The organism is Paenibacillus alginolyticus DSM 5050 = NBRC 15375 (genome assembly GCF_000422905.1).
GTDB classification, from domain to species: domain Bacteria; phylum Bacillota; class Bacilli; order Paenibacillales; family NBRC-103111; genus Paenibacillus_E; species Paenibacillus_E alginolyticus.
Window position 1 is genome coordinate 1 of the sequence record NZ_AUGY01000107.1, and the last position, 24,619, is coordinate 24,619.

The window sequence follows — 24,619 nt, forward strand, 5'->3', positions numbered from 1 at the left end:
CTCAGGCGTACAACACGCGATTAGAAGCATTCGGCGTTAAAGGCAGCCACTCTCGCAAAGCAACCTGCCTGGATAACGCATGCATCGAATCCTTTTTTTCGCATCTCAAGTCAGAGAAGTTGTATCTCAAACAGTGTAAATCAGGAACTGAAATTCATCAAGCGGTGGAAGATTATATTTATTTTTATAACTACCAACGGTTTCAAACCAAACTTAAAAAGCGCGCCCCGATTGAATATCGGTGCGCGCTAGCAGCATAGCTTTTTTCATCTGTCTACTTGACAGGGGTAAGACCACTGTGCATAAGTAGGTTTTTTGCGCTAACTACACTCAGCATTCCCTCAGCTAAGCCTCAGATTTTTTTCAGGATAAGCCTCTATACTTACACCTATACCAACAAATTTGGAAAAGGTGGGTTATACATGAAAAGAACACGTCAACTGCACTTATGGATTGGCCTGATTTGCTCCGTTTTTATTTTATTCGAATCGATAACAGGACTTCTCTTATCCGAGAAATGGCTGATAGGCTCTGGAGGAACAGATATGCGACCTCCTGGCGCTATATCTCAATCCTCCAATTCGATTACTCCTCCTGCCGCTGGCGACCAAGGAACAGCTGGAGCTAGGCAGGGAAATAGACCTGCATTTAACGGCCCCGGCCCGGATCAGGATGGAGCCAATAGTCTGACAGGTATCATCAAGGGACTTCATGAGGGGAGAATCGGGAATACCAATGTGAATTGGCTTGTCGATATAGCGGCGATTAGTATGATCTTCCTAACGATCACGGGCATTATTTTATCGATCAAAACACTTCGTGCCCAAGGAATTCAAAGGAAAAAGCGCAGGCCTTTAGAAGCCTAATTGATAAAAAAAAGCGTTACGAACATGGGGCTGCAGCCACAAAGATCCGTAACGCTTTTATTTTAAACTTTATCCACGTAGTTATTCATCACTAACATAGCTGCGCCTACAACGATCGATTTGCTCTTCAATTCGGAAGTCAGGATTTTGAAGGTGTCACGAAAAGGCTCCCATACCACCTGCCCGCACTGTTCTTCGATTAAAGGCACAATCTCGCTGTAATTTTCCACCAAATCACCACATAAAATGACGGCATCGGGATTGTACATGCAGACGATATTGTTAATGGTTATGCCAATGTAAAGCGAAGTTCTGGAGATAATATCTTGGGCCCAGTTCTCTTCATTCTGTGCTGCAGCGAACAGCTGCTGGATATCAGCGGTCTCCTTGATTCGGTTGGCTTCATGCAGAATAGCCGACTCGTCGATATATGTTTGCAAACATCCTCTTTTGCCACATTCGCACATGTTGCCATTCGGATCCAGCGTGGTATGTCCTAACTCCCCGGCACTGTTTGAGCCTCCACGAAAAATGTCGCCATCGATGATCAAAGAAGAGCCTACTCCGGTACCCAACTCAATCAAGGCTGTCTTTCTCGAGCCGCGCGCGGAGCCTAGTAAATACTCAGCAAGGATTTTCACTTTCAAATCATTGTCAATGACTGTAAGAATATGCAGCTTGTCCTGGATGAACTGGGCGAAAGGGATATTTCTCCAACCCAAGGTCGACGAATATTGGACGATTCCTCGTTCATGGTCGATCACCCCGGGCACACCTATGCCAATGCCAATAATTTTAGACGTGTCAAGATTTTTATGGGCAATAATCAAGTTAATCGTATCGGAGATGAAAGCGGCCGTGGCTTCAGGAGTTGTTTGCAAAGCGATATGCTCAACTCGCTCCTCATGGAGAAGTTCGCCGCTGAACTCCATAATACCGAACTTAATCGCCTTTTTACCGATGTCCACCCCAATGGTATAAACCGCCTGGGGATCGATATCTAACATAATCGCCTTACGTCCTACGCCAACCGAGGTTAACGCGGTCTCCCTCACCAATCCTTGTTCACATAACTCACCTACGATACGCCCAACAGATGTAGGACTCAACTTGGTGATTTTGGTGATTTCCGCACGGGAGATGGGCCGACGCTTTTTAATGATTTCCAAAATCATCTGCTTATTGTGCAGTCTGATCACATCTTGGTCATGTTTCTCAATTTTTTTCATTCATTTGGATTCCTCTTCTTTATTCCACCCATGTTAATAAGTTCATGTTATCAAGCTACTACATCGCAGTCAACCGTTAGCAACATGATCTCTACCTATATTTTTTATATCTTTTATTTTGTCCGTATCGATCTCATTTAACGGATCATTATCCACTCGTACCCCTCTACCGAAATGAATCTCTTTAACACCTGTCGATTGCAGGAAGGAGGGAATTGAACTTACCGTCAAGCCGCTTCCGGCCAAAATTTGCAGGTGAGAATGCTCCGCTTTCTTAACAAGCTGTCTTATCTCTTCTTGTGCATCAAGCACGTTTGGCTTTCCTCCGGATGTGAGCACCCGATCAATTTGGCTATAAGATAGAAGTTCCTCTAGAGCCTTCTCCAGATTGCTCACTTCGTCAAAAGCACGATGAAAAGTCACTGATAACCCTTCTGCCTCATCTAACAATCGGCGCAGCGTCTCGTGATCAATGCTGCGGCCTGCGGTAAGCGCCCCAAGTACAATGCCATGAGCGCCAATCCGTTTCACTGTCTGTATATCCTTAATCATCACACCCAGATCTCTCTGGTCATAACAAAAAGATTGGCTATGCGGGCGAATCATCACCTGAACAGGGATATTTGTACTGTGCACAACCTCGTCAATTAAGCCGTAGCTAGGCGTTAAGCCGCCCTCCAGAATCCCCGTTATGAGCTCGATACGATCCGCACCGCTCTGTTCGGCCAATAAAGCATCCCTCACGGTAGTCGCAATAACTTCCAGCAGCATAATTCTCCTCCTAATATAGGGATCTTTGAGCGTAGCTCAAAGTCTCTCTGCTCTGGGATCTTTGAGCGTAGCTCAAAGTCTCTCTGCTCTGGGATCTTTGAGCGTAGCTCAAAGTCTCTCCGCTTCACCAATTGAAGCCGTTATCCTTTGACTGCACCCTCTGTAAGACCTGATACAATGTATTTTTGGGCAAAAGCGAACATAATCACTACCGGAATCAAGGATAAAATACCCGCTGCGCTCATTTGACCCCAGTTAATATCAAATTTTTGCACAAAACTGCTTAGTCCTACAGGGACGGTTTTGGTGCTTTCGCTATTCGTAAACATAACCCCGAAAAACAAATCATTCCACGCGCCTGTAAATGCAAATACAAGGGTAGCAACAATTCCGGGCCGCATAATAGGCAGAATAATTTTGATCATCGTTTGAAACTTATTACATCCGTCAATAAGAGCCGCTTCCTCGAGAGAGACTGGAATTCTCTGAAAGAAACTGGACATCGTCAGCAAACAAAAAGGAATGTTCATGGCCGTATAAGTAATGATCAACGAAGGCAGTGTATTTAACAAGTGTAAATGGCTGAATGTAATGAAGAGCGGAACTAGAATAACCATCACAGGAATCATTTGAGTAGCTAAAAAGGATATTAGAAATAGCTTCTTGCCTCGAAATGAATGTCTGGCCATACTATAGCCACCTAGAATGGATACAATCAACACCAGGATTGAACTGCTCATACTTACAATAAAACTGTTCATAAAATAATGCGGAAAGCTAGAATTCTGGAAAGTGTCTATATAGTTCGAAAAAGTTAAATTTTTGGGCCAAAGCGTTAGCTTCCCGCTATAAATTTCTTGTCTATCCTTTAGAGAAGTGACTAGCATCCAATAAAAAGGAAATAAAGCACCGATTAGGAACAATGTTAACGCAATGACTCGAGAAACTGTCGGGGTTACATTCCGAACATAGGAGACCATTAGAAATCACCTGCATCATCATATTTAGTCGTTTTCAAGAAAATTAACGTATAAAGAATAAGTATCGCTAGCATCATAATTCCCAAAGCGGAGGCTTGCCCATAGTCGGTCGTATAAAAGATTTTATTAAATATATAGGAAGGCAAGTTATGAGAAGTAATCGCTGGCCCCCCATTGGTCATGATGTAGATCAAATCGGCTGAATTGAATACCCAAATCACTCGGAGCAGCAAGGTAATAATAATCGTCGGTTTGATATAAGGAATCGTAACTCGAAACAGTTTGGTCATTCGGCCTGCCCCATCAATATCAGCAGATTCATAGATGTCTTTAGGTACGTTTTGTAGAGCAGCAAGAATCATAATCCCGAAAAAAGGCACTCCATACCAAACCATAGCAGCGATGACTGGGAAAATAGAGACATGTGGAATAGCCAAAAAGGGGATGCCTTTTTCCAGAATTCCGAGTTTCACCAATAAGTAATTAATAAGCCCATTCTGTTCATTAAACAACCACTTAAAAATCATTCCGATTAAAAAAGCAGACACGGCCCAAGGCAGAAAAACAATAGATTGGTAGATGTTTTTTCCTTTAAACTGTTTATTTAGCGCTAGTGCCAAAATAAATCCAAGCACGAATTGCAAACCTACCGTTAAGATGACCCAAAGTAAGGAATTGCCTAATATTTGAGGGAGATTCTTATCGGTCAGCAAAGCCCTAAAATTTTCAAAACCTGAAAAGTGGATATTCCCCGGTTCAAATAAGACATAATGCATAAATGCAAGCTTAAGTCCTGATAGTAACGGATAAGCAAAAAAAGCTAGAATAATTAGAACAGCAGGAGTGATTAATAAATAGGGCTCGAATGATTTCCATCGAATTGCTTTAAGCATGCTTTCTCTCCCCGCCTTTTCAATACTTAGAATAGATAACCGGGGATTCATCCGTGTCCCCGGTTATCAGCCTTCTATTTTATGGATTTTCTTTCATATAGGCTTGTTGTTCTTTGGTTAGGAAATCTGCAAGATGCTTAACAGTATCCTCGAGCGATTGCGCTTTTGTCAAATATTTTTGCGTTTCTTCCACGGCGAACGTTCCCGTAAATTGACCAAGCTTCGCTAAATGGCTCGGAGGGCCTGCAAACACAATGTTGGAATCCGCCATGGATCCCGCATACCCAGCAATAGGACCTTTGCTGAAGAACGGATCTTTCAGGTTTTCTTTGTAAATAGGAATCGTAGAATTTTTAATGCTGTATGCTAGGTTGTTCTCAGGAGAGCTTAAGAATTCGATTAGCTTCCAAGAAGCATCTTTATTTTGTGATTTGGAAGACATGGCGTAAGCAGCTGTGTAACCCCAGAAAATATACCGTTTTCCGTCATCGGCTTTTGGCATTGGAACGACGTTCCATGTGCCTTCTTTCATATTTTTCTGAGCTGTAATAATAACTTCAGGCGTTTGATTTAAAATAGCAGTTTGACCGTTCAAGAACCCTTGAACCATTTCGTTGAAGCCCCAGTTGACTGACTCTTTAGGAGCATTCCCGTTTAAGTAAACATCATAAAATTTCTTAAAGGCCGCTTGAGCTTCAGGTTTATACAAAATCGATTTGCCGTCCTTATCAAACCAACTGTCGGAGTGAACCGCCGCCATCACATATTCCATGGCACGAATAACGCCGTTGGCTCCTCCTCTAAAGGAAATACCGTATCTGTTTTTCGCAGAGTCTGTGAATTTTTGCGCTAGATTAAAGTAATCGTCCCATGTCGCGATGGTCTCAGGCATATTTAGTTCTTTAAACCAATCGCTTCTTATAAATAAGCCCTGCAGCAAGAATCCATCTGGAATCGCATAGACATTGCCTTTGAATTTGTTTCTTGCTTGGTGGCTTCCGTCAAATTATTTAATTGATCCCATTTGTCATAAAAGGGTTGCAGGTTCTCGATATATCCAGCTGAAGCCATCGCTACTAACGAAGTATCATCAATACTCAATACGTCAGGAAGAATGCCAGCTGCACCCATGGTCATCCATTTCTTATTCGCATCATCCCAAGGAACAGACGTATATTCGACTTCGATATTCGGGTTTTTCTCTTGAAATTTCTTCAAAAGATCCTGCATAAGCGCTGTTCTTTCCGGACTTGGAAGCGGATCGAGATACGAGATTTTCGCTTTCTTACCTGTGGCTTCTTTGGCGCCTGCGGCTCCAGTAGCTTTTGCTGCATCATTTTGCCCGCTATTCGTAGAGCAGCCTGCTAAGGCAAAAGTAAGTACAAGACTGGTACATAAGGCTAGAATCGTAGCTTTTTTCTTCATTTTATAACCCCTCCTGTAATTTGATCTATGTTATAAAATCTTGCTGAAGATAGCTTCTCCAACATAATTTAGTAACTAAGCCTGGGTTTTTACACAGTTTCTAAAGTAAACACCGCTTTGTTCATTCCAACAATCTTACGATTATCGTTCGTAATGTCAGTTGGCGTGAGTTGATACATACGGTCAATCGTCTCTTGGTTGCTGTAACCAATTTGCTCAAGAATGGATGCCGTAATGATCGGCCACTCATCCTCAGATCCATCCATCACTTTAAGCGCGAAACCTAGCTTTTCTTTTTTCAATCCAAAACAGTACACGCCTTTAGCTCCGCCCTTAGCAACAATATTCGGATCCATAAGTAAACTGGAGCAGATGCGATCGGAACCGGCAATCATCTCATAATGCTCGTTCATTAGAGCGGTTATTCGGATTACGGCGGCTCGAATCTCAAGATCTTCAATCACCTCGGGACAGGCCAGCTTCATGAAAGCAATCGCCAAATGCTTAAGAGGAATAGCGAACACCGGAAATCCGCAACCATCCGTACCAATGTGGATTTGTTCTCTAGGACATTCAGATAAGTAAGCGAGCGTATCTACGATCTCGATTTGAGCAGGATGATCCGGTTCAAAGTAACCTTCGGTTGGATATCCCATTGTTTTGCACAAAGCAAGGATGCCAAGATGCTTTCCGGAACAATTATGATAAATCGAACGTTTAGGCTTCTGCGCTCTAAGCATCGCTTCTGAAGCAGGCACACTCAAAGGGTAAGTGGGGTGACAAACAAGCGCTTCCTCTCCCACTCCAATTTTGGTTAGCATGGACTCCAACGCTTCAACATGGAAGGTCTCCGCACGATGCGACCCGATCATAATAGCCGTTTCTTTATCAGAAAGTCCAAACTTTCTGTCTGCAGCATGCCGAATGACAGGAATAGCTTGAAATGGTTTTCCGGATGATCTTAAATATGTTAATGACTCTACATCCCCTACTGCGTATTTAACAGCACCCGAGATGGAGACCCCGCAAATATGCCCGCTATGCAAGCATTCCAAAGCACCTCCACGATACTCTTCAACTAATATTTTATCCATTTCGTCTTCCCCTCTTTTGCGTTTAATTTCGTGGTCTTATGTTGTTATGAGGCCAATTATTCCACAGATGTTATTAATTTTTGAAATAAAACAATGAAATGATCATATAGATAGAAAAATAAGACTGATAAAAGGCGTTAACTTGATTATCTTCTCTTATTTATTCCAGTGATGTTAATAATTAAATAGTAACAACTCACCTATCTGTTGTCAAACATTTTTTATTTTTTTGTTAAGTAAACTAACAGGTAGCGCTTTCTTAGTGAAGTTTCATAGAGTAAGAGAAAATTTAAAAATTAATCGATGTTAACTAAGTTGACTCTATCGGCGATTGGACTCACAAAGCTGTACGTACTAGTTTGAAATTGATTTAAATCAACCAGGATTCTTGCTATATTAGAAGTAGAAATCCGGTGTAACCTTATGCCACCGTTTCAATTTTACTTCGAAGAGGATGAGAACATGCGGTGGATTCCCTTTATTGCATACCTACCTATCATTTTCCTCCTAGGGGCTGACTCCCCTTCAGAAACCCGTAATCCGGATATAGAAATGCTGCAATTCCGTTCGCAAATTACGTCAAACACAGAGCCAATTAACGCCTCTCTTCAGGGTGCAGACCAATTTGAGGTCGCTTGGAGATTGCAGGACTCTTCTCCTCAAAAATTATTTATTGCTAATGACAGCACCGCCTATTACCAGTCCGATGGTCAGTGGCAATCTGTCCTGCCAAGCGGAGAGCGGCTGCAGGTTAAGCCAAGCACGAAGCTCCCCGATGCCGCGAAGCCGTCGATTTCGCTAAATTTGATAGCAACTGAGCGAAGCCTGGCCCTGCTCGAACATCAAAAAGAACGCTGGACCTACTCCCTTCCTGAGTCCAATCAGATTCGTCCAAACACCCTTCAATATGATGCTGCCGAGCATATCTATTTTCAGGATAACAACGGCAGTTGGTATTCGCTTGACCGTAACGGGAAAGAGCGCTACAAGCTGCTTCTGCAAGCTCCGGACAGCCAGCTCTTGTGCAAGGCTGCGCCTTCAGGTGACGCTTTTTGTACGTCACCAAGCCTCGGCATTCTTGCCGTACGCGAAAAAATAAAAGCCCCTCGCCTCATCATCGATGGCAAGGAGCGCTTTTTCTCACAACGTCCAGAAATTATGAACGACCGCACATTCGTTCCGCTTCGTTCGATCTTCGAGGCTATGAATACAAAGGTAGTCTGGAATCAGGATACTCAAACAGTAACAGCCGTAAAAGGAAATCGGACAATCAGCCTGACTCGGGATAGCGAGAAGGCACTGCTAAACGGCAAGAAGATTCAACTTGATGCTCCTCCGATCCTCTATCAGGGAAGCATGTACGTACCGCTGCGCTTCGTTGGAGAAGCGCTTGGCGCGACCGTGATTTGGGAGAATGCGACTCGAACCATTCAGATTATCAGCTAGTTACAGATGCGATGCAGGGGCCTTATAAAGCTTTCGATTTTACTTGATAGTTCATCATAAAGGAGGTATATCCCTTGAGTTTCCGTCTTCATCGCGTGCTTATTGCAACTAGCCTTGTTCTGGGGATATTGTGCGTATTCGGCTATCGGCAACTTATGGCAACGGAGGTTATAAACCGAGTATCTTACTTTCCAGCTGAAACGAATCAAGTTCTGAATAATCCCTTTATGGGGCTTGTTATAGATGCAAGAGATAATGAAGCCAAGCAGCCCTTTCGGCTAGCTTATGCGAATTTGACATGGGCTGATCTGGAACCGGAAAAAGGGAAGTATGCCTTTGATGCGATTGAAAAAAAATTTCAATTTGCATTATGGAAGGAAAAGGGTGTATCCCTTATTCTCAGAGTGGTTCTCGATTACCCAAGTCATACACCACATAAAGATATTCCGGACTGGTTATTTAAAGAAATCGGCGAAAAGGGGGTTCAGTACGATTCTGGCTATGGGAAGGGATTTAGCCCCGACTATAATAATCTTACTCTGATCGAAAACCACGAACGTCTGATCCAAGCTTTAGGAAACCGATATAACAACGATTCGCAAATTGCTTTTATCGAGCTGGGCAGCGTTGGACACTGGGGCGAGTGGCATACCAATAACGAAGGAAACTCACCGATCGAATTTCCCAAAGAAGATGTTTCCGATCAATACGTCCAGCATTACTTGCATTATTTCGACCAAAAACGACTGATGATGAGAAGGCCTCATGAAATCGCATTGAATCATGGGCTTGGGTTGTTTAATGACGCTTTCGGCTCACGCAAGTCAACGATTGATGGCTTTCTGCAATGGTACACCTATGGTTATAAGTCTTGGCTTACTCAAAATGATCAGCCGGCCATGCCGGATTTCTGGAAGTCGGCGCCCAGCGGCGGAGAGTTTGCGTCTGGTGGTAATAACTTCAATGATGCTCATATAGAGGAAACTTTGTTGCAGGCGAAGCTGACACATGTAAGCTGGCTCGGTCCTAGCGCTCCCTATAATGAGCCTCTCGGCGGTCGGCTTCAGTCGAATATCGACCGATTCTTGAAAACCATTGGTTATCGGTTTGTTATTGCAAAGGAGTCTCACGAAAAGGATATTCATGCGGGAAACCCGCTGCATGTCAAACTTACCATGATCAACAGAGGGGTAGCGCCCTTTTACTTTGCTTGGCCCTTGGAGCTTTCACTTACGGATGAACAGGGAGCCATCGTCTCCCAAATGCGGTCATCGATAGATATACGCGATTGGCTTCCAGGAGAAAAGGAGGTATCAAGCACATTGCCAATTCCCAAGAACCTTGCTCCTGGAAACTACAAAATCAACGCAGCAATCCTCAATCCGCAAACTGGCAAACCGGAAGTGGACTTCGCTAACGATGGTAAGAGAAGTGACGGTCGTTATTCTCTTGGAAGTGTTAGGGTAGTTGATTAACTGCATTCTTTGAGTTCAGAGAACGACTCTCAACTTGGTGAAAAACAGCTAGCTTGGATGAATTATCGAGAACGAGTATGAACAAAGCTGCATTGTAGGGTGGAGTTACGGAACGTAGATCCTCTATTACTGAAAAATAGCCTGATTTATAATGAGAAACGGAACTACGATTCGCTATTTAACTGTTTTGAAGTTCATTTCCGCTAATTTCGCAGAAATAAGGTACTGTCGTTCCACAAAGAGGTAGCTGATGAGCTTTTATGCGAAAATAGGGGACCGACGTTCCGTATGTCACTAATAAAAGTGGTAAAAAGGTTTAACCAACATGGTAAAATCTACTAATCAAGGATAAACCCAAAACATATATTCTTATTTATGAGAGAAAGCCTTCAGCCCAGGGAATCCATCCCTGTCGCCGAAGGCTTTCTCTCTTTAACCCAGCACCACGCGGTCATCCGACAGCTTGTTGCCGCTGATGTGCTCGAACTCACCGAGCAGCTGCTCCACAGTGAGGTCCTTCTTCCGTTCCTCGCTCACATCCAGGATGATGCGGCCTTTGTCCATCATGATCAGGCGGTTGCCAAGACGAATCGCCTGCTCCATGTTGTGCGTGACCATCAACGTGGTCAGCTTCATTTCGCGCACGATGTCCTCGGTCAATCGTGTGATGAGCTCCGCGCGCGAAGGATCCAGTGCGGCTGTATGCTCATCAAGCAGCAGAATCTGCGGCTTGGTGAACGTCGCCATCAGCAAGCTGAGGGCTTGGCGCTCTCCGCCGGAGAGCAGGCCCACCTTCGCGCGCAGCCGGCCCTCCAGGCCGATGCCGAGGCGCTGCAGCTGTTCCAGGAACAGCGCGCGCTTGCGCGCGGTGGCGCCGAAGCTTAGCCCGCGCTTCTTGCCGCGGGCATACGCCATGGCGAGATTTTCCTCGATGGTCATTCGAGGAGCGGTCCCCGCCATGGGGTCTTGAAAGACCCGGCCGACCCAGCGGCTGCGCTCGTATTCCGGCAGGTGGTGGATGACCTCGCCGTTAATAGCGACTTCGCCGGCATCCGGCGTCATGACGCCGGAAATGATGTTCATCAGCGTCGATTTACCAGCGCCGTTACTGCCAATGACCGTGACGAAATCACCGGGCTTGAGGTTCAAGTTAATACCGATTAGCGCGATTTTCTCATCTGCGGAACCGGGGTTAAATAGCTTAGAAACGTTCGAGAGCTGAAGCATTAACGATCACCTCCCTTGTTCATTTTCACAGCAAGGGCGATGAGTTCAGCCGAACGCCTTTTCGCAGTTGATTTTTGCTTAATCGCTCGCTGCACGGAAGGAAGAACTAGCGCGACAATAACGATAATCGCGGTAATTAGCTTCAAATCGGATGCTTTTAGCCATTCGACTCGCAGAGCCAATGCGACAACAATACGGTACACAATGGAACCCAGTACAGCAGCCAATGTCGCTTGAAAAACCGTCCGAGCACCAAAAATCGCTTCCCCGATAATAACGGAAGCCAGTCCAATGACGATCATCCCGATCCCCATCGTGATGTCGGCGAAGCCCGACTGCTGCGCGATGAGAGCTCCGGATAGTGCCACTAATCCGTTCGATATGCTAACACCTAGAATCGTGGTTCTGTCTGTGTTCGCTCCGAAGCTGCGAATCATTCGCGCGTTATCGCCCGTCGCTCGCAGAGCAAGTCCCAAGTCGGTATGCAGGAACGCATCCAGCAGCAATTTGAACACGATGACAATAATGAGCACAACTGTAATCGGCGACACGGAAGTAAATATCGTATCGACATTGAGAAGTGAAATGTTCGGCTTGCCCATGATGCGCATATTAATGGAATACAAGGCAATCATCATAAGGATCCCTGATAAAAGCCCATTAATTTTCCCTTTCGTATGGAGCAATCCCGTACAAGCTCCAGCCACAAGCCCGCCTGCCAAAGCAGCCAAACAAGCTAGCAGCGGCGAATAGCCGTGAGCAATCATAATAGCTGCGATAGCGCCACCTGTTGTAAAACTCCCGTCCACCGTCAGATCAGGGAAATCGAGAATACGAAACGTGATATAAACACCAAGCGCCATCAACGCATAGAGAAGACCTAGCTCGACGGCACCAATCATTGAATCCATCATGTGAATAACCTCCTACTTTGAAAAAAAGGGGTGAACGAAAGCGACGTTCACCCCTTTTGTGTCCTAATCCTTACTGAATGATGTTTTTCTCTTTATCTTTTACAGCATTTTTCATCGCGTCTGTTACATCAATTCCTTGGGCTTTAGCTGCCTTCAGGTTTAAGATCAGATCCATTTTTTCAGGAACAGTCACTTTCATGTCTGCTGGTTTTTTGCCATTCTTTAGAATGTCGACAGCCATTTGGCCAACTTGGTAGCCATGATCATAATATTTGAAGCCAACGGTTGCAAAAGCACCCTTTTCCACGGTATCGCGGTCACTGGAGAAGAACGGAATGTGTTTTTCATTTGCAATTTGAATGATACCATCCACACCGCTAACAACCGTGTTATCAAGGGTGATCAAGAAAGCATCCGCGCGGCCAACGAGGGATTGCGCAGCTTGTTTAACCTCAGATGTATTGGTAACCGGCGCTTTAATCAGCTTAATACCATGCTTCGTTAAGGTTTGCTCTGCATTTTTGGCCATGATAACCGCGTTAGGCTCTCCTTCGTTAATAACAAGACCAACGGTTTTCACTTTAGGCAAGTTCGCAGCAACGAAATCCATTAATTGCGCAACAGCCATTGGGTTCGTGTCCGATGCTCCGGAGACATTACCGCCCGGCTTGTCCAGATCGGTAACAATTTTGGCTGCAAGAGGGTCTGTAACCGCTGCAAAAAGAATAGGAGCTTTCTTCACTTGTTGTACAACCGCTAGTGCAGATGGCGTTGCGATGCCAAGCACTAAATCAGCGTCTGAAGAAGCAATTTTTTGAGCAATAGATAAGTTATTGGCTGGATCTCCTTGTGCGTTGTTGAAGTCAACCTTCAAGTTGGTACCTTCTACGATACCGCCGTCTTTAAGCGCTGCTAGGAAACCTTGGCGTGTTGCATCCAGAGATGGATGTTCGACAATTTGTGAAATCGCTACTTTATACGACTTTTGCGCGGCTGCTGTTGCTGCCGGGGTTGCTGATGCCGCAGCGCTTGCTGCCGGGGCCGGAGCCGCCTTTTGCCCACAACCTGCTACGACCATAAGAGCTGCTGATAATACGAATGATACGAGTGCTTTCTTTTTCAACATAATTACCCCTCTCTAAGTTCCCATTTATCGCTTGGACTCATTGCTCACTCACCACTTTAACGCTTTTGCGGGACACAGTGTGCGGATATGAAATACCCAAGGCTCCATATTAATTAACCATAGTTTAAAGGGCTACCGGGTTTCCGTCAATTGTTTTATCCGTATTTATAAGTTTTCTGTAAACATCTGGAGGAGATTGTGCTCAGGACTGCAGAGGAAGATAAAAGTCACGAAGCAATTCATCCATCACCCGATTCGTTCGCGCCGCAGTCCGACCCGTACTAGGGCTTTTACCAATACCCCTCAGCTCGTCAACCACCGATTGAATAAGAGGCTGTTGCACATGAGCCGGATACGGAATGGCATACTCCTCGATTTGACCATCTGCCATCTCCACGCGAATATCATCGCTGAACGTCGAAAACGAAATTTTCCCAAGATTCCCCGTAATTTCAGTAACATCGCTGCGCTTGAACGCATTGAAACTCCAAATCCCAGCACCCATGACACCAGACTCAAATGCATAGGTCGTTGTTACGATATCTTCGACTTGATACTGTCCCGACTGATTTCTGGCAAAACCTTTTACTTCGCCAATTGGACCAAGTAAATAATCAAGAACATCCAGCGTATGACTCGCCAAATCAACGAACAAACCGCCTCCGGAAAGCTCTGGCCTAATCCGCCACGGCAGTTCCTGTCCATCATCTTGCCTCATGGTTTGGAGAAATGTCGTCTGTACGAATCGGACCTCACCAATGATACCGCTGTCAAGCAATCTCTTGATCTCAACAAATTTGGGCAAGCCTCTGCGATAATAGGCCACGAATAAAGGTACCTTTGCTTCTTCGCAAGCAGCTATCATGTCCAAACATTCCGCATGATTCCTCGCCATCGGCTTTTCCACATAGACAGGCTTTCCCGCCCGTGCTGCCAGCAGCGCATATTCCCGGTGAAAACCTGGAGGTGTCGCGACATAGATCGCATTGACATTCGGATCGTTAACCAACGCTTCCGCATCATCGTACCAGGCAGCAACTCCGTGTCTTTTGGCATAATCTTCAGCTAGCGCACCATTTCTTCGCATGACAGCAACAAGCTCAGAACCCTCCGCCTTCTGCAAGGCAGGTCCGCTTTTGACCTCGGTCACATCCCCGCAACCAATAATCCCCCATCGTACCTTATCCAATCTGTCCAAGCCTCCCAACAGGTCACAGTGATACATGATTTTATCCTACATATTCGACATGAGATCGTCTCCTCCTTGTGACCTTTTCTTATAAATGCAGCTGACAACATGAATGGTCCAACACATTTATGATAAATTGGCACTTCTTCTATGCCACCTGAATGGCTATAATTTATGGAAACTAATCTAGGACGGTGAATATATGTACATTCCATCACACTTCGAAATAAAGGATGGCCAGATTATTTGCGATATTATCGAGCAAAATGGCTTTGCCACGCTGATTTCTCAGCATCAAGGCAGTCCATTCGCAACTCACCTGCCCTTATCATTGGATCAGAATAGAGAATACTTATTTGGACATTTTGCACGCCCTAATCCGCAATGGAAGGAGATCGAAAAGCAGGAGGTCTTAGCGATTTTTCATGGTCCGCACTGCTACATCTCTCCCTCTTGGTATGAGACATCTACTACAGTTCCCACTTGGAATTACGTTGCCGTTCATGTATATGGCCAGGTTGAGCTTATAGAAGATGCACAAGTAGTGATGAATTCGTTAACTGATTTGGTTTTAAAATATGAAGAACCGGGCAGTTCCTATCATTTAGACCAAGTAGATGCTAGTTATTTAGCAGGTTTGAGTAAAGGTATTCAAGGACTTAGAATCAAAATTACTCGCATCGAAGGAAAGGCTAAATTGAGTCAAAACCATCCAACAGAGCGCCAAGAGCTTGTTATTCAAAGGTTAGAAAATAAGCCTGGTGAAGATGAACGTAAGATTGCCTCTCTTATGAGAGAAAATCTTGGAACTTGAATCCCTGCTGCCTATATCCCGCCTCTCTCACTCCAATGTTGTAAAACTTATTAAAATCTACAACAATTGGGACCCATACTAGACCTGTCTTGTGAAACAGCGGATATTGGACCTATCGAGAAACTGCGGTCGGCCAACATCATGTCGTGATACTGCTCCTCAACTATCCGAGCTACTAAAAAAGCGTTTCAAACCCCAAATTACCAGGGTTTGAAACGCTTTTCTCATTCTTGGCTCATCCTATTTTACGAATGAACCTCCACAGTTGTCACAGATTCCAACTGCGAGTGATCCGAAGACATCTGATTTTGCAGCTGCAGCTGCTGCGTAGCAAACTCGCGGTACATCTCGTGGGACTCCAGCAACTGCTGGTGTGTACCGCTGCCTGTCACGACGCCTTTGTCCAGAAAGATAATTTGGTCGGCATCTACGACCGTCGACAAGCGATGTGCAATTACTAGCGTGGTGCGTCCTTGCATCAAATTTTGCAGAGCTTGCTGCACAACAACCTCCGATTTACTGTCCAGGCTCGATGTCGCTTCGTCCAGCATCAGTATCTTCGGATCCCGCAGCAAAGCTCGCGCAATGGCGATCCGCTGCCGCTGTCCACCCGAAAGCTTGATGCCGCGTTCACCGACCTCGGTCTCATACTTCTGCGGCAGCTCCTCGATAAAGTCATGGGCATACGCCATCTGTGAAGCCCGCTTCAGCTCCTCCATCATCACTTCATGCTGCAGTCCGTAACAGATATTGTCCCGAATCGTCCCGGCAATCAGCGGACTCTCCTGCGAAACATAGCCAATCTGACTCCTCCAAGAGATGAGCGAGAATTGATCAATTCGGTCGGACCCCAACGTGACTGAACCCTTTTGCGGCGCGTAAAATCTTTCCAAAAGTGAAAACATCGTCGTCTTACCGCTGCCGCTCGGTCCTACAATCGCCGTTACCTTGCCCGCTTCCATGGTGAAGCTGACATTTTTCAGAACAGACTCCCCTTCTTTGTAGCTAAAAGATACCTGATCGAAGTAAATCGACTGCGAGGCGTTTGTGACGGGTACTCCGGCATGCGGATTCTCTTCTTCGTAATCGAGTACCTTGAGGATCGTATCTGTCGCCCCCATCGCCTTCTGTACCTGATTGAAAAACTGCGTGATTTGCGTAATCGGCGCAACAATTTGGAACAAATACAGCATGAAAGCAACGAGCTGACCAGCGGAAATAGCCCCGGAGGCAACCTGCATGCCGCCATACCCGAAAAGCACGACAAACAGCATTAGCATTACAAAGGTCACAAGAGGCGTCATTAATGCTTGAATCCGACCCTCTTTGAGCCCAAATTTGAAGAGCTTTTGAATCCCTGCAGCACCTTCTTTATACTCAACAGGCTCGGCGTTGGCTGCCTTCACTAAGCGCATTTCCGATAGCACTCGATTCAGCACAGAGGTGAAGCTGGCTGTCTCGGCTTGCATGCCTTTGGATATTTTAAACATTTGCCGCCCCAGCGGAAAAAGAATGACGAAGGCTATCGGGAATACGCTGAACATGATGAGCGTCATTTTCCAATCCATAAACAGAAGCACCACAATAGATCCAATGATCGAGATGATCCCCGTGACGAAACCCGCCATATGCTCGGCAATGAGTCCCTTAATAACCGCGGTATCATTCGTCATCCGAGAGATGGTATCTCCCGTCTGGTGGTTATCATAGTATCTTACCGGCAGCACGAGCAGCTTCTTCCACAAACGATCCCGAATGCCGGCCACAACGCGCTGTCCCGCAAAGTTCAGTAAATACACCGAAATCCCGGATGCTACAGCCGATGCAACAAAAGCGATCGCCATCCCGCTAATTTGCGCCCAATTCAGGGAACTAACAGAGAAGCTGTCAACGACATTCTTCGTAAACAGCGGGATCACCAATCCCACCAATGTTGAAATAATACTTAACCCTAATGCTATGCTTAATACGAGCTTAGGCGGGTTAGCTTGTGCGAGCAAACGAGCGAACCCGCGCCAGTTGCTCTTAACCTTAAGCTCTTCTTTCCTTGTAGCTGCCATTTATCTCTACTCCTTTACCGATTGGATGTTCATCCGTCTCTCTGGTATGATCCCTTACCTAGGTATCATACACTTCTATTTTAAACGGAATATAAACAAGATCCCATCGGCCCTCAGGCGGAGAAGCAGCCTCCTATTTCTTTGCCCTCTCGCGATAGTACGCGACTGTCTCGGTAAGCGCTGTACGCAGCGACGTAGGTCCCGCTTCTTCGCCAAAACGTTGTACAAATTTCTTGCTATCCACGATAAATGGCTGCTCAAATTGATACAGCATCTCGATAACCTCCTTGGCCGCCGGTATGAATAGGCCGCCCAAACGTAGCATCCCACGGCTCATCGTACCAATGCGCGGAGTATGTCCTGCAACCTCGTAGGCTAATTCCGCGAATCGCCGAGCGCTTACGGTCTCTGCATTTGGCACGTGCCACACCTGACCGAAGGCATCTTCATGCTCACTCAGGGTCACGAGGGCTCGTCCGAAGTCATCAATATACGTAAATGTATGCAGCGCATCAGGATTCCCAAGCAGTGAAATCGACTTCCCAGCCGCAACCGGTGTGAAAAAACGCGAACCAACGTACGAATTTTCTACCTGAGGTCCAAAGAAATCTGCCCCTCTACCGATAGTTACTCTCACGGTCCCTTTTCGATGTAAATCCAACAGATCGCGAGCAACCTCAGCCCTTACTTTACCTTTACGCGTGGAAGCCTCATAAGTCAGCCCTTCATGGATCGACCCTTTAACTTCGCCGTACATATAGAGGTTATCCCCCATGATTAGATTCGTCTTATGATGGGCAGCTGCTTTCGTAATATTGCTCATCAGTGTCTGAAACAACCCATCCCATTTATGATAAGGAGGCTGTGCGCATTGAAACACGTTCTTTGCCCCTTTTAGCGCAATTAGAGCACCGCTTTCACTCATCAGATCTGCTTGCATTACCTCAACACCATCAGGCACATTTGCCCTGCCCGAGGAGTTAACCATTCTGACTTTCTTGCCTCTCCTCAAAAGCTCTTTCATGACGGCCCTGCCCAGCGGACCCGCTCCCAATATGACTTCCATGCTGCATCCTCCCAAATGATTTTCGCCAGAATGACCGACTGGCTTCTTCTTATGAAATAACAATAAACCCTATAGCAGCTATAGGGTCAATACGCTTTTCACAGGAATTTGAAGATCAACAATAAAGTCATCTGTATTCCTCATATGGGTAAAATCAATCAAATATCGTTCCAGCACTGGACCGTTCTCTTCATAGCCGTTCAGGCTCATCCAATCCCTTAAACGCTGGTACAGCGATTTGCAAGTATCTTCATTAGGAAAGCCAGCGTATACCGCGGATATGTAATCCCCGCCTGGCAGCCACCGGGTAAAGGCAGGTTCGGGCCTACTTGGCAACAGCGGTACACAGATCTCAATATCGGAGTCCCCTCTGTCAAATGTCAGTAGATCTTCATGGTAGATGGTCAACATGTGTCCATCCATCGTCAATCCGCGCTCTTTGATCCGGTCCATCAGCGCCATGAAGCGTATAACTGAAGCCTCCATCCCGCATTCGTCACGTTTGCGCTCGAAAGCGACGTAGCGATCCGGATATGTCTTCAGCTCTACCACGACTTGCGAATGCTCGAATTCTTTGCGCAGCTGCCGCTGGACGTCCAAATGCCGCAGCCTTTGATCAATCGTTCTGACAACCGTCTCCAACGTGCGGATCGTTTCTTCCGCTTCCGCCTTCTTCCCACGCATTAGCTCTGGGATACCGTCCATGCTTTTGCTTTTGAAAATCTGTCCGATCTGCTCTAACGTGAATTGCATACTCTGCAGGTCTTGAACGATTTTAATCGCAAGAATATCTTGACTTGAGTAGTATCGATAGCCATTTTGCCCATCCACACGGTGTGGCTTTACAAGCCCAATTTTGTCATAGAAATGGAGGGTTTGGATCGAGGTCTGGCATATTTTCGCCGTCTGCCCAACCGTATATCCCTGCCTGCTTGGCATAGTTTTCATAAGATAATTACGATTCAGTTGCTATCTGCCAGATCACACCGAAAGGATCCTCCAGACGACCGAACATCGTCCCCCAGAACATGCGTTGGAACGGCATTTTCACAATACCGCCCTCGGAAAGTCCATCAAATATACGGCGCGCTTCTTCTTCGCTCTTAAAAGCAAGCGTCAAATCCAGCCCGTGACCTCTATCGACCGTATCAGTGCCTGAATCCGCCATGAAGAAGCGAAGGCCGAGGGCCTGCAGTTCTAGATGCATGACGCGATCTTTGATAGATTCATCCGCATCCGGCATATCTGCGAAAGTACGAAAGCTAACCAATTCCCCGCCTAGTGCCCTCACGTAAAAGTCAGCTTGTTTTCTTGCATCACTGCTGTAAATGTATGGAGTTAACGTTGCCATGCTGCTTCCCTCCTAATTAATAATCATTAGATACAGACCGATCGTACCATCTCTCGTTTAAGAAAGTGAATACGACCCCCAAACTAAGCGGTCTCTTCCTTGCTCTTTCGCTTCATACAGAAGCGCATCTGCCGATGCGACTAACTCTGTCGCACTTTGCTCCTTGTCACGAACCACAGCTCCGAAGCTCATGGTAATTTGGAACTTATCTTCCTCAGTACCGAACTCAAGCGCGCGCAGCTTTTCTCTGAATTGATGCAGCAAATCACTCGCGAAATGCCGATCCAGTGTGTATAGAATGATGACAAATTCCTCGCCCCCATAGCGGAAGGCACTGCCATGCTCACTAGGAATGCTCGAGTCAAACAATGATCCGATCGACCGCAGAACCGAATCCCCTGCCTGGTGTCCATATTGATCATTAATGCGCTTGAAATAATCAATATCCGCCATAACGAGGGTAAAATGCTGCTGCTTCGCAATCGTTTCCTTGATTTCCTCTTGAAAGCTGCGGTGATTATAGAGCCCCGTTAGGTAGTCTTTTTTAGCTAAATTCTCGAAAATGCCCTTTTCTACAAAATGCTTTCGCTCCCGCGCCACGATAATTCCGCCAATCACACCGATCATGATCAAAAAAGCTAAATTGAAAAAATGCCGCGGCAAATCCTCTAGCATAAAACCGCCACCGACCGTGATTACAACGCCGATGTAACCAAGAATCACCATAAGGGTTGCTACCATGGCCCCAACGAGACTCCAGTATAAGGACGCATGTAAAATAACCAGATAGGCAATTGGAAATAAAGGACTCTGAGTACCTCCAGTTAGCGAAATAATCACTACAAAGGCCACGTAATCTAACAACACTCCCGTCCTCGTGGTGTAGCGGTAGAAGGCAGAGTCAATGGGACTGCGATGTATGGCATATTCCGTTATTCCCATATAAATAACAGCAAAGACAAATAGACTCATAAAAACGATCAGATCTAATGTCGTTTGATGATAATACTTCATAAATAGAATGGTAGACGTTGGTACAAAAAACCACCGTACACAACAATACGCAATTTCCAAGATGTGGTCAGATCTTCTATTCACAGGCACGGTGCAATCACTTCCTTGATTGGGCATTGTACACACTTGAAAATTCTATGGAAATAAGAGGAAGTCCTGCCTCGTTCGATTTATCTACAACTTTTCTTGTCGAGTACCTTCGATTTACTTGCCACAGCTTCATCTTATTATCATTTCCTGATTAAAGGAAGAGCTTACTTTTTTCTTCATTTTGTTACGAAGGATGGGACTATTTACTGGCTCGGAGTCGACCTTTCACGCGCCAGTAATCTAAGACAGAGACTGTCGTCATTCCTTAGCAGAGATCAAATTTTGCTTTTCACTGTTTCTTCGATACAATGAAAGGGTAAGAACATTCTACCTAGAGACACTGAGGAGGTAATTCAATGAATAATTTTACGTTTTATAATCCAACCACACTGCATTTCGGTCAGGGACAACTGGAGAAATTAACAGCTGAGGTATCCAAATATGGCAAGAACGTGCTGCTCGTCTATGGCGGCGGGAGCATTAAACAGAATGGCATTTATACGAATGTCGTTCATCTATTGAAAAGCTTAGATGTAAATATCTTCGAACTGAGCGGTGTAGAGCCTAACCCAAGGCTTACAACTGTTCATCGAGGTGTTGAAATGTGCCGCAGCCAGAACATAGACCTCATCCTTGCTGTCGGCGGAGGTAGCGTCATCGACTGCGCCAAAGCTATTGCTGTTGGAGCGAAGTATGAGGGTGATTTCTGGGATATCGTTACACGGAAGGCTTCTGCAACGGGTGCGCTGCCTTTGGGAACTGTCCTCACAATCGCGGCAACAGGTTCAGAAATGAACTCCGGTTCAGTTATTACGAACTGGGAGACCAAAGAGAAGCTCGGTTGGGGCAGCCCGTTCTCATTCCCTAAATTTTCGATTCTCGACCCCGCTCACACGACTTCCTTGCCAGAAAATCAAACTGTTTATGGCATGGTTGATATCATGTCTCACGTGTTTGAACAGTATTTCCATCATACGCCTAACACACCGTTACAGGATGGCTTCTGTGAAACAATCCTTCGCACGGTTATTGATACGGCTCCGCGATTGCTGCGAGATCTAGATGATCTGGAACAACGTGCAACAATTCTATATAGCGGTACAATGGCGCTTAACGGAGTCCTAAGCATGGGCATTCGCGGTGATTGGGCGACCCATAATCTGGAGCACGCCGTTTCAGCCGTTCACGATATCCCGCACGGCGGCGGTCTTGCAATCCTCTTCCCGAACTGGATGACCTACACACTCGATGCCAACGTGGCTCGGTTCAAACAGTTCGCACAGAACGTCTTTGACATTGATGCGGTAGACAAGTCGGACCGCCAAGTTGCGGAGGAAGGCATCGCGGCACTTCGTGAATTCTTAGTTTCCATTGGCGCGCCAAGCCGACTGTCTGATTACGACATCGACGACTCGACAATTGAGCTCATGGCCGACAAAGCCATGGTTTACGGGGATTTTGGCAACTTTAAGAAGCTGACTCGCGAGGATGTTGTGAATATTTATCGGATGTCCTTATAAGAAAACCTTTAACGAGGTCATATGTGGTGAAAATAGGGGCTGCTCGCTAGGTATTAACCTTTTGAGTCAGCCTCTTTTTTTCTGCAGAAACAGCAGCAATTTCATTTACAGATTGGGTTTCCTATGAAATACTTAGAGGGAAATTATCCCTTTAATGGAGGTCAGGTTGATATGAGCGAAGTTCGTGTGACAAGTCCGATTAAGAATCGAATCAGCAATGTCTTTATTCCCGTTCGGAATATTGAGCATGCACGAGATTGGTACTGTAAGTTACTTGGTGTAGCTCCTGACGGGGATATCTTGTTCGGACACATTTACGTTCTTCCCATGGAAGGAACATCCCTGATACTTGATCAAATGCCCATGTGGGGCGGCAACGAGCCTGGTGGCCCTCCAACTTATCAAACACCTGCTTTTATGTTTCAAACCGAGAATATACAAGCTTCATATGAATTCATGAAAAATAACGAGGTAGAGCTTGTTACGGAGATCCAAAATGACCAATGGTTTGCTTTTCGAGATCCGGACGGCAACCTGCTTATGGTATGTAAGTAGCACCTGAATACTTAAAGCAACAAGGATCATACTATATCCATGACAAAACTTACTTTTACAGCCGATCAATTAGTCAGTTCCACCACGGCTTCCAAAAAATTTGGCGAACTGCGTAAAAAAGCCAAGAATCTGCCCCAATTCATCACCGAGAATAGTGTCGTCGATACAGTTTTGGTTGGGTATCCTTACTTCGAGCAAATGTTTGAACGACTGGCTCAGCTTGAAGAACAGGAGGAAGAGCGCATCCTGAATGAACGAATAGATCGACTCACGCATGAGCCAGACTCCATGTTGAATTGGAATGAAATCCGCAAAGAACCACACGAAGGAGCGATTGGCTATTCGTTTTGATGTAGGAGCAGCTCAGGAGTATTGGCAGTTGGATATTTCCGTATTAGATGAAGTGAATCAAGCCATTGATGAATTGAGTTACCGAGCGAATGAGGTTGGCGAAGAGCTTAGCTATAGTTCAAATCCTAAATTCGCAGGTTGTAAAGCGATTACCTTACAAGAGGCTGGCATCCGAATTGTTTTTAAGATAACAAACGATATGGCAGAAATTCTGCGTGTAGCCCACGTTTCTAAAATAATGGCTGCCGACGCGCCTAATTATAAGGTTTTGGACCATTTTCCTGGCAACCATCGAAATGAATTCATTTTAGCTATTCAAAAATGGAAACAAGAACATGAGCATTAATACCGCGTATTCTTTTCAAAGCCATTCAATAAATTCAAGGCGATTGCCGAATGGGTCATTCAAATAGCATCGTTTTACGCCCTCGTCGTCTCTTGCATCGTCTGGAATGGTTTGTATGTTATGATTCATCAAATATCGCTGCAGCTCGTCTAATTGGCTGACCTGAAAGGCTGGATGAGCTTTAGTCGCAGGAACAAAATCCTTTTGAACCCCGATGTGAACCTGATGAATACCGCATTGAAACCATACACCACCGCGTTTTCTTAAGTTCTCAGGTTTCGGGATTTCTGTCCAGCCTAGTAATTTGGCGAAAAAGTTTCTCGCCTCATCTTCACAACCTTCAGGAGCCGCTAATTGAATGTGGTCAATCCCATGAAATGAAAAGATCATACATAACCCCTCCCAATAGAAATTTCACTTGATGAAACGCCGTTTCATTTTAACCTTAATTTTATCAATTACTTCCTATAAATTCATTACCGATGCAAAATAGCTGACATGATCAGTAAGTCTTCACGTATAAATACAATTACTTAAATATATTGTATTTATTACCATTTTGTTTTTCTGGGTACAAGCCAAAAAAGTAAAGACTACAGAAAATGACGCGTTTTTACCATTAATTTACATTTTATTCTTGTGTCTCCGCTATTCTCTCACTATGATGCGCTGTGAACTTAGCCGTTCTTTTGTCTTGCTCGTCTTCTGTCGACCCTTTGAAGTTCTACTTGGCGGGCGAAAGACAGCATTTACAAAGTTAGACCAGCTATCATAGAAATAGATTCGCAATAACTTTAGCGTTGTCCAGGGACTTTTG

At 45.4% G+C, this 24,619-nt stretch carries 26 protein-coding genes; 9 read left to right on the forward strand and 17 right to left on the reverse strand.

The window, feature by feature from the left end; genetic code table 11:
- Positions 1 to 260 (forward strand): IS3 family transposase (locus G519_RS0132525; protein WP_029198187.1); only part of this gene is annotated, 260 nt, incomplete at its 5' end.
- Positions 261 to 422: 162 nt separating this feature from the next.
- Complete coding sequence (locus G519_RS0132530; RefSeq protein WP_029198188.1) at positions 423 to 866, forward strand: PepSY-associated TM helix domain-containing protein; 444 nt, start codon at positions 423 to 425, stop codon at positions 864 to 866.
- Between the two features lie 62 nt (positions 867 to 928).
- Here G519_RS0132530 and G519_RS0132535 read toward each other — a convergent pair whose 3' ends face one another.
- The 7 genes from G519_RS0132535 to G519_RS0132565 form a co-directional block, all read right to left on the reverse strand.
- Positions 929 to 2,095 (reverse strand): ROK family transcriptional regulator, encoded by a 1,167-nt coding sequence (locus G519_RS0132535; protein ID WP_051253887.1) that lies wholly within the window; start codon positions 2,093 to 2,095, stop codon positions 929 to 931.
- Positions 2,096 to 2,164: 69 nt separating this feature from the next.
- Complete coding sequence (locus tag G519_RS0132540; RefSeq protein ID WP_029198190.1) at positions 2,165 to 2,866, reverse strand: copper homeostasis protein CutC; 702 nt, start codon at positions 2,864 to 2,866, stop codon at positions 2,165 to 2,167.
- Positions 2,867 to 3,006: 140 nt separating this feature from the next.
- A complete protein-coding gene (locus G519_RS0132545) occupies positions 3,007 to 3,846 on the reverse strand; it encodes a carbohydrate ABC transporter permease (RefSeq protein ID WP_029198191.1) in 840 nt (279 codons plus the stop codon).
- On the reverse strand, positions 3,846 to 4,739 hold the full coding sequence (locus G519_RS0132550; RefSeq protein WP_051253888.1) for a carbohydrate ABC transporter permease: 894 nt from the start codon (positions 4,737 to 4,739) through the stop codon (positions 3,846 to 3,848). The genes G519_RS0132545 and G519_RS0132550 overlap by 1 nt, the downstream gene beginning before the upstream one ends.
- A 79-nt stretch (positions 4,740 to 4,818) precedes the next feature.
- Positions 4,819 to 5,679 (reverse strand): extracellular solute-binding protein, encoded by an 861-nt coding sequence (locus tag G519_RS45655; RefSeq protein ID WP_029198193.1) that lies wholly within the window; start codon positions 5,677 to 5,679, stop codon positions 4,819 to 4,821.
- Positions 5,658 to 6,164, reverse strand: coding sequence for an ABC transporter substrate-binding protein (locus tag G519_RS53145; protein WP_029198194.1), 507 nt, complete (start codon positions 6,162 to 6,164; stop codon positions 5,658 to 5,660). Before G519_RS53145 ends, G519_RS45655 begins: the two co-directional genes overlap by 22 nt.
- Positions 6,165 to 6,253: 89 nt before the next feature.
- Entirely contained in the window at positions 6,254 to 7,258 is a 1,005-nt protein-coding gene (locus tag G519_RS0132565) for an asparaginase (protein ID WP_029198195.1), read from the reverse strand.
- A 462-nt stretch (positions 7,259 to 7,720) separates the two neighbouring features.
- On the opposite strand from G519_RS0132565, the gene G519_RS0132570 reads away from it, so the two are divergent.
- Entirely contained in the window at positions 7,721 to 8,704 is a 984-nt protein-coding gene (locus G519_RS0132570; RefSeq protein ID WP_029198196.1) for a copper amine oxidase N-terminal domain-containing protein, read from the forward strand.
- A 74-nt stretch (positions 8,705 to 8,778) separates the two neighbouring features.
- The gene (locus G519_RS0132575) at positions 8,779 to 10,179 is read left to right on the forward strand and encodes a DUF4832 domain-containing protein (RefSeq protein ID WP_036634663.1); all 1,401 of its coding nucleotides are present in this window, start codon (positions 8,779 to 8,781) and stop codon (positions 10,177 to 10,179) included.
- Between the two features lie 432 nt (positions 10,180 to 10,611).
- On the opposite strand, the gene G519_RS0132580 is transcribed toward G519_RS0132575, so the two are convergent.
- The 4 genes from G519_RS0132580 to G519_RS0132595 form a co-directional block, all read right to left on the reverse strand.
- The gene (locus G519_RS0132580) at positions 10,612 to 11,406 is read right to left on the reverse strand and encodes an ABC transporter ATP-binding protein (protein ID WP_029198198.1); all 795 of its coding nucleotides are present in this window, start codon (positions 11,404 to 11,406) and stop codon (positions 10,612 to 10,614) included.
- Positions 11,406 to 12,320: an ABC transporter permease gene (locus G519_RS0132585; protein WP_029198199.1), complete on the reverse strand. Its 915-nt coding sequence runs from the start codon at positions 12,318 to 12,320 to the stop codon at positions 11,406 to 11,408. The genes G519_RS0132580 and G519_RS0132585 overlap by 1 nt, the downstream gene beginning before the upstream one ends.
- Positions 12,321 to 12,390: 70 nt before the next feature.
- Positions 12,391 to 13,446 (reverse strand): ABC transporter substrate-binding protein, encoded by a 1,056-nt coding sequence (locus G519_RS0132590; protein WP_036634667.1) that lies wholly within the window; start codon positions 13,444 to 13,446, stop codon positions 12,391 to 12,393.
- A 202-nt stretch (positions 13,447 to 13,648) separates the two neighbouring features.
- Positions 13,649 to 14,671 (reverse strand): Gfo/Idh/MocA family protein, encoded by a 1,023-nt coding sequence (locus G519_RS0132595; RefSeq protein ID WP_174806684.1) that lies wholly within the window; start codon positions 14,669 to 14,671, stop codon positions 13,649 to 13,651.
- A gap of 166 nt (positions 14,672 to 14,837) precedes the next feature.
- Between G519_RS0132595 and G519_RS0132600 the strand changes: the two genes are divergently transcribed.
- Entirely contained in the window at positions 14,838 to 15,449 is a 612-nt protein-coding gene (locus tag G519_RS0132600) for an FMN-binding negative transcriptional regulator (protein WP_029198202.1), read from the forward strand.
- A gap of 245 nt (positions 15,450 to 15,694) precedes the next feature.
- Here the strand turns inward: G519_RS0132600 and G519_RS45660 are convergent, their stop codons facing one another.
- The 5 genes from G519_RS45660 to G519_RS0132625 all read right to left on the reverse strand — a co-directional run bounded on the left by G519_RS45660 (position 15,695) and on the right by G519_RS0132625 (position 21,030).
- Positions 15,695 to 17,509, reverse strand: a complete 1,815-nt coding sequence (locus tag G519_RS45660) for an ABC transporter ATP-binding protein (protein ID WP_051253889.1) — start codon at positions 17,507 to 17,509, stop codon at positions 15,695 to 15,697.
- A gap of 133 nt (positions 17,510 to 17,642) precedes the next feature.
- A complete protein-coding gene (locus G519_RS0132610) occupies positions 17,643 to 18,575 on the reverse strand; it encodes an NAD-dependent epimerase/dehydratase family protein (protein WP_036634669.1) in 933 nt (310 codons plus the stop codon).
- A 78-nt stretch (positions 18,576 to 18,653) separates the two neighbouring features.
- On the reverse strand, positions 18,654 to 19,523 hold the full coding sequence (locus G519_RS0132615; RefSeq protein ID WP_084160449.1) for a MerR family transcriptional regulator: 870 nt from the start codon (positions 19,521 to 19,523) through the stop codon (positions 18,654 to 18,656).
- Between the two features lie 7 nt (positions 19,524 to 19,530).
- On the reverse strand, positions 19,531 to 19,926 hold the full coding sequence (locus tag G519_RS0132620; RefSeq protein ID WP_029198205.1) for a VOC family protein: 396 nt from the start codon (positions 19,924 to 19,926) through the stop codon (positions 19,531 to 19,533).
- Positions 19,927 to 19,983: 57 nt separating this feature from the next.
- Positions 19,984 to 21,030 (reverse strand): GGDEF domain-containing protein, encoded by a 1,047-nt coding sequence (locus tag G519_RS0132625; RefSeq protein ID WP_029198206.1) that lies wholly within the window; start codon positions 21,028 to 21,030, stop codon positions 19,984 to 19,986.
- Positions 21,031 to 21,386: 356 nt separating this feature from the next.
- On the opposite strand from G519_RS0132625, the gene G519_RS0132630 reads away from it, so the two are divergent.
- The 4 genes from G519_RS0132630 to G519_RS45670 all read left to right on the forward strand — a co-directional run bounded on the left by G519_RS0132630 (position 21,387) and on the right by G519_RS45670 (position 23,802).
- Positions 21,387 to 22,550, forward strand: coding sequence for an iron-containing alcohol dehydrogenase (locus tag G519_RS0132630; RefSeq protein ID WP_029198207.1), 1,164 nt, complete (start codon positions 21,387 to 21,389; stop codon positions 22,548 to 22,550).
- A 171-nt stretch (positions 22,551 to 22,721) separates the two neighbouring features.
- Entirely contained in the window at positions 22,722 to 23,105 is a 384-nt protein-coding gene (locus G519_RS0132635; RefSeq protein WP_029198208.1) for a VOC family protein, read from the forward strand.
- Positions 23,106 to 23,144: 39 nt separating this feature from the next.
- The gene (locus tag G519_RS45665; protein ID WP_051253891.1) at positions 23,145 to 23,456 is read left to right on the forward strand and encodes a hypothetical protein; all 312 of its coding nucleotides are present in this window, start codon (positions 23,145 to 23,147) and stop codon (positions 23,454 to 23,456) included.
- Positions 23,440 to 23,802, forward strand: a complete 363-nt coding sequence (locus G519_RS45670; RefSeq protein ID WP_051253892.1) for a hypothetical protein — start codon at positions 23,440 to 23,442, stop codon at positions 23,800 to 23,802. The genes G519_RS45665 and G519_RS45670 overlap by 17 nt, the downstream gene beginning before the upstream one ends.
- Positions 23,803 to 23,817: 15 nt before the next feature.
- On the opposite strand, the gene G519_RS0132650 is transcribed toward G519_RS45670, so the two are convergent.
- On the reverse strand, positions 23,818 to 24,192 hold the full coding sequence (locus G519_RS0132650) for a VOC family protein (protein ID WP_029198209.1): 375 nt from the start codon (positions 24,190 to 24,192) through the stop codon (positions 23,818 to 23,820).
- Between the last annotated feature and the right edge of the window lie 427 nt (positions 24,193 to 24,619).

Coding starts and splice junctions, on each gene's coding strand:
- G519_RS0132530 (WP_029198188.1), top strand. CDS start 423: ATGAAAAGAACACGTCAACTGCACTTATGGATTGGCCTGATTTGCTCC.
- G519_RS0132535 (WP_051253887.1), bottom strand. CDS start 2,095: ATGAAAAAAATTGAGAAACATGACCAAGATGTGATCAGACTGCACAAT.
- G519_RS0132540 (WP_029198190.1), bottom strand. CDS start 2,866: ATGCTGCTGGAAGTTATTGCGACTACCGTGAGGGATGCTTTATTGGCC.
- G519_RS0132545 (WP_029198191.1), bottom strand. CDS start 3,846: ATGGTCTCCTATGTTCGGAATGTAACCCCGACAGTTTCTCGAGTCATT.
- G519_RS0132550 (WP_051253888.1), bottom strand. CDS start 4,739: ATGCTTAAAGCAATTCGATGGAAATCATTCGAGCCCTATTTATTAATC.
- G519_RS53145 (WP_029198194.1), bottom strand. CDS start 6,164: ATGAAGAAAAAAGCTACGATTCTAGCCTTATGTACCAGTCTTGTACTT.
- G519_RS0132565 (WP_029198195.1), bottom strand. CDS start 7,258: ATGGATAAAATATTAGTTGAAGAGTATCGTGGAGGTGCTTTGGAATGC.
- G519_RS0132570 (WP_029198196.1), top strand. CDS start 7,721: ATGCGGTGGATTCCCTTTATTGCATACCTACCTATCATTTTCCTCCTA.
- G519_RS0132580 (WP_029198198.1), bottom strand. CDS start 11,406: ATGCTTCAGCTCTCGAACGTTTCTAAGCTATTTAACCCCGGTTCCGCA.
- G519_RS0132585 (WP_029198199.1), bottom strand. CDS start 12,320: ATGATGGATTCAATGATTGGTGCCGTCGAGCTAGGTCTTCTCTATGCG.
- G519_RS0132590 (WP_036634667.1), bottom strand. CDS start 13,446: ATGTTGAAAAAGAAAGCACTCGTATCATTCGTATTATCAGCAGCTCTT.
- G519_RS0132595 (WP_174806684.1), bottom strand. CDS start 14,671: ATGTATCACTGTGACCTGTTGGGAGGCTTGGACAGATTGGATAAGGTA.
- G519_RS0132600 (WP_029198202.1), top strand. CDS start 14,838: ATGTACATTCCATCACACTTCGAAATAAAGGATGGCCAGATTATTTGC.
- G519_RS45660 (WP_051253889.1), bottom strand. CDS start 17,509: ATGGCAGCTACAAGGAAAGAAGAGCTTAAGGTTAAGAGCAACTGGCGC.
- G519_RS0132610 (WP_036634669.1), bottom strand. CDS start 18,575: ATGGAAGTCATATTGGGAGCGGGTCCGCTGGGCAGGGCCGTCATGAAA.
- G519_RS0132615 (WP_084160449.1), bottom strand. CDS start 19,523: ATGAAAACTATGCCAAGCAGGCAGGGATATACGGTTGGGCAGACGGCG.
- G519_RS0132620 (WP_029198205.1), bottom strand. CDS start 19,926: ATGGCAACGTTAACTCCATACATTTACAGCAGTGATGCAAGAAAACAA.
- G519_RS0132630 (WP_029198207.1), top strand. CDS start 21,387: ATGAATAATTTTACGTTTTATAATCCAACCACACTGCATTTCGGTCAG.
- G519_RS0132635 (WP_029198208.1), top strand. CDS start 22,722: ATGAGCGAAGTTCGTGTGACAAGTCCGATTAAGAATCGAATCAGCAAT.
- G519_RS45665 (WP_051253891.1), top strand. CDS start 23,145: ATGACAAAACTTACTTTTACAGCCGATCAATTAGTCAGTTCCACCACG.
- G519_RS0132650 (WP_029198209.1), bottom strand. CDS start 24,192: ATGATCTTTTCATTTCATGGGATTGACCACATTCAATTAGCGGCTCCT.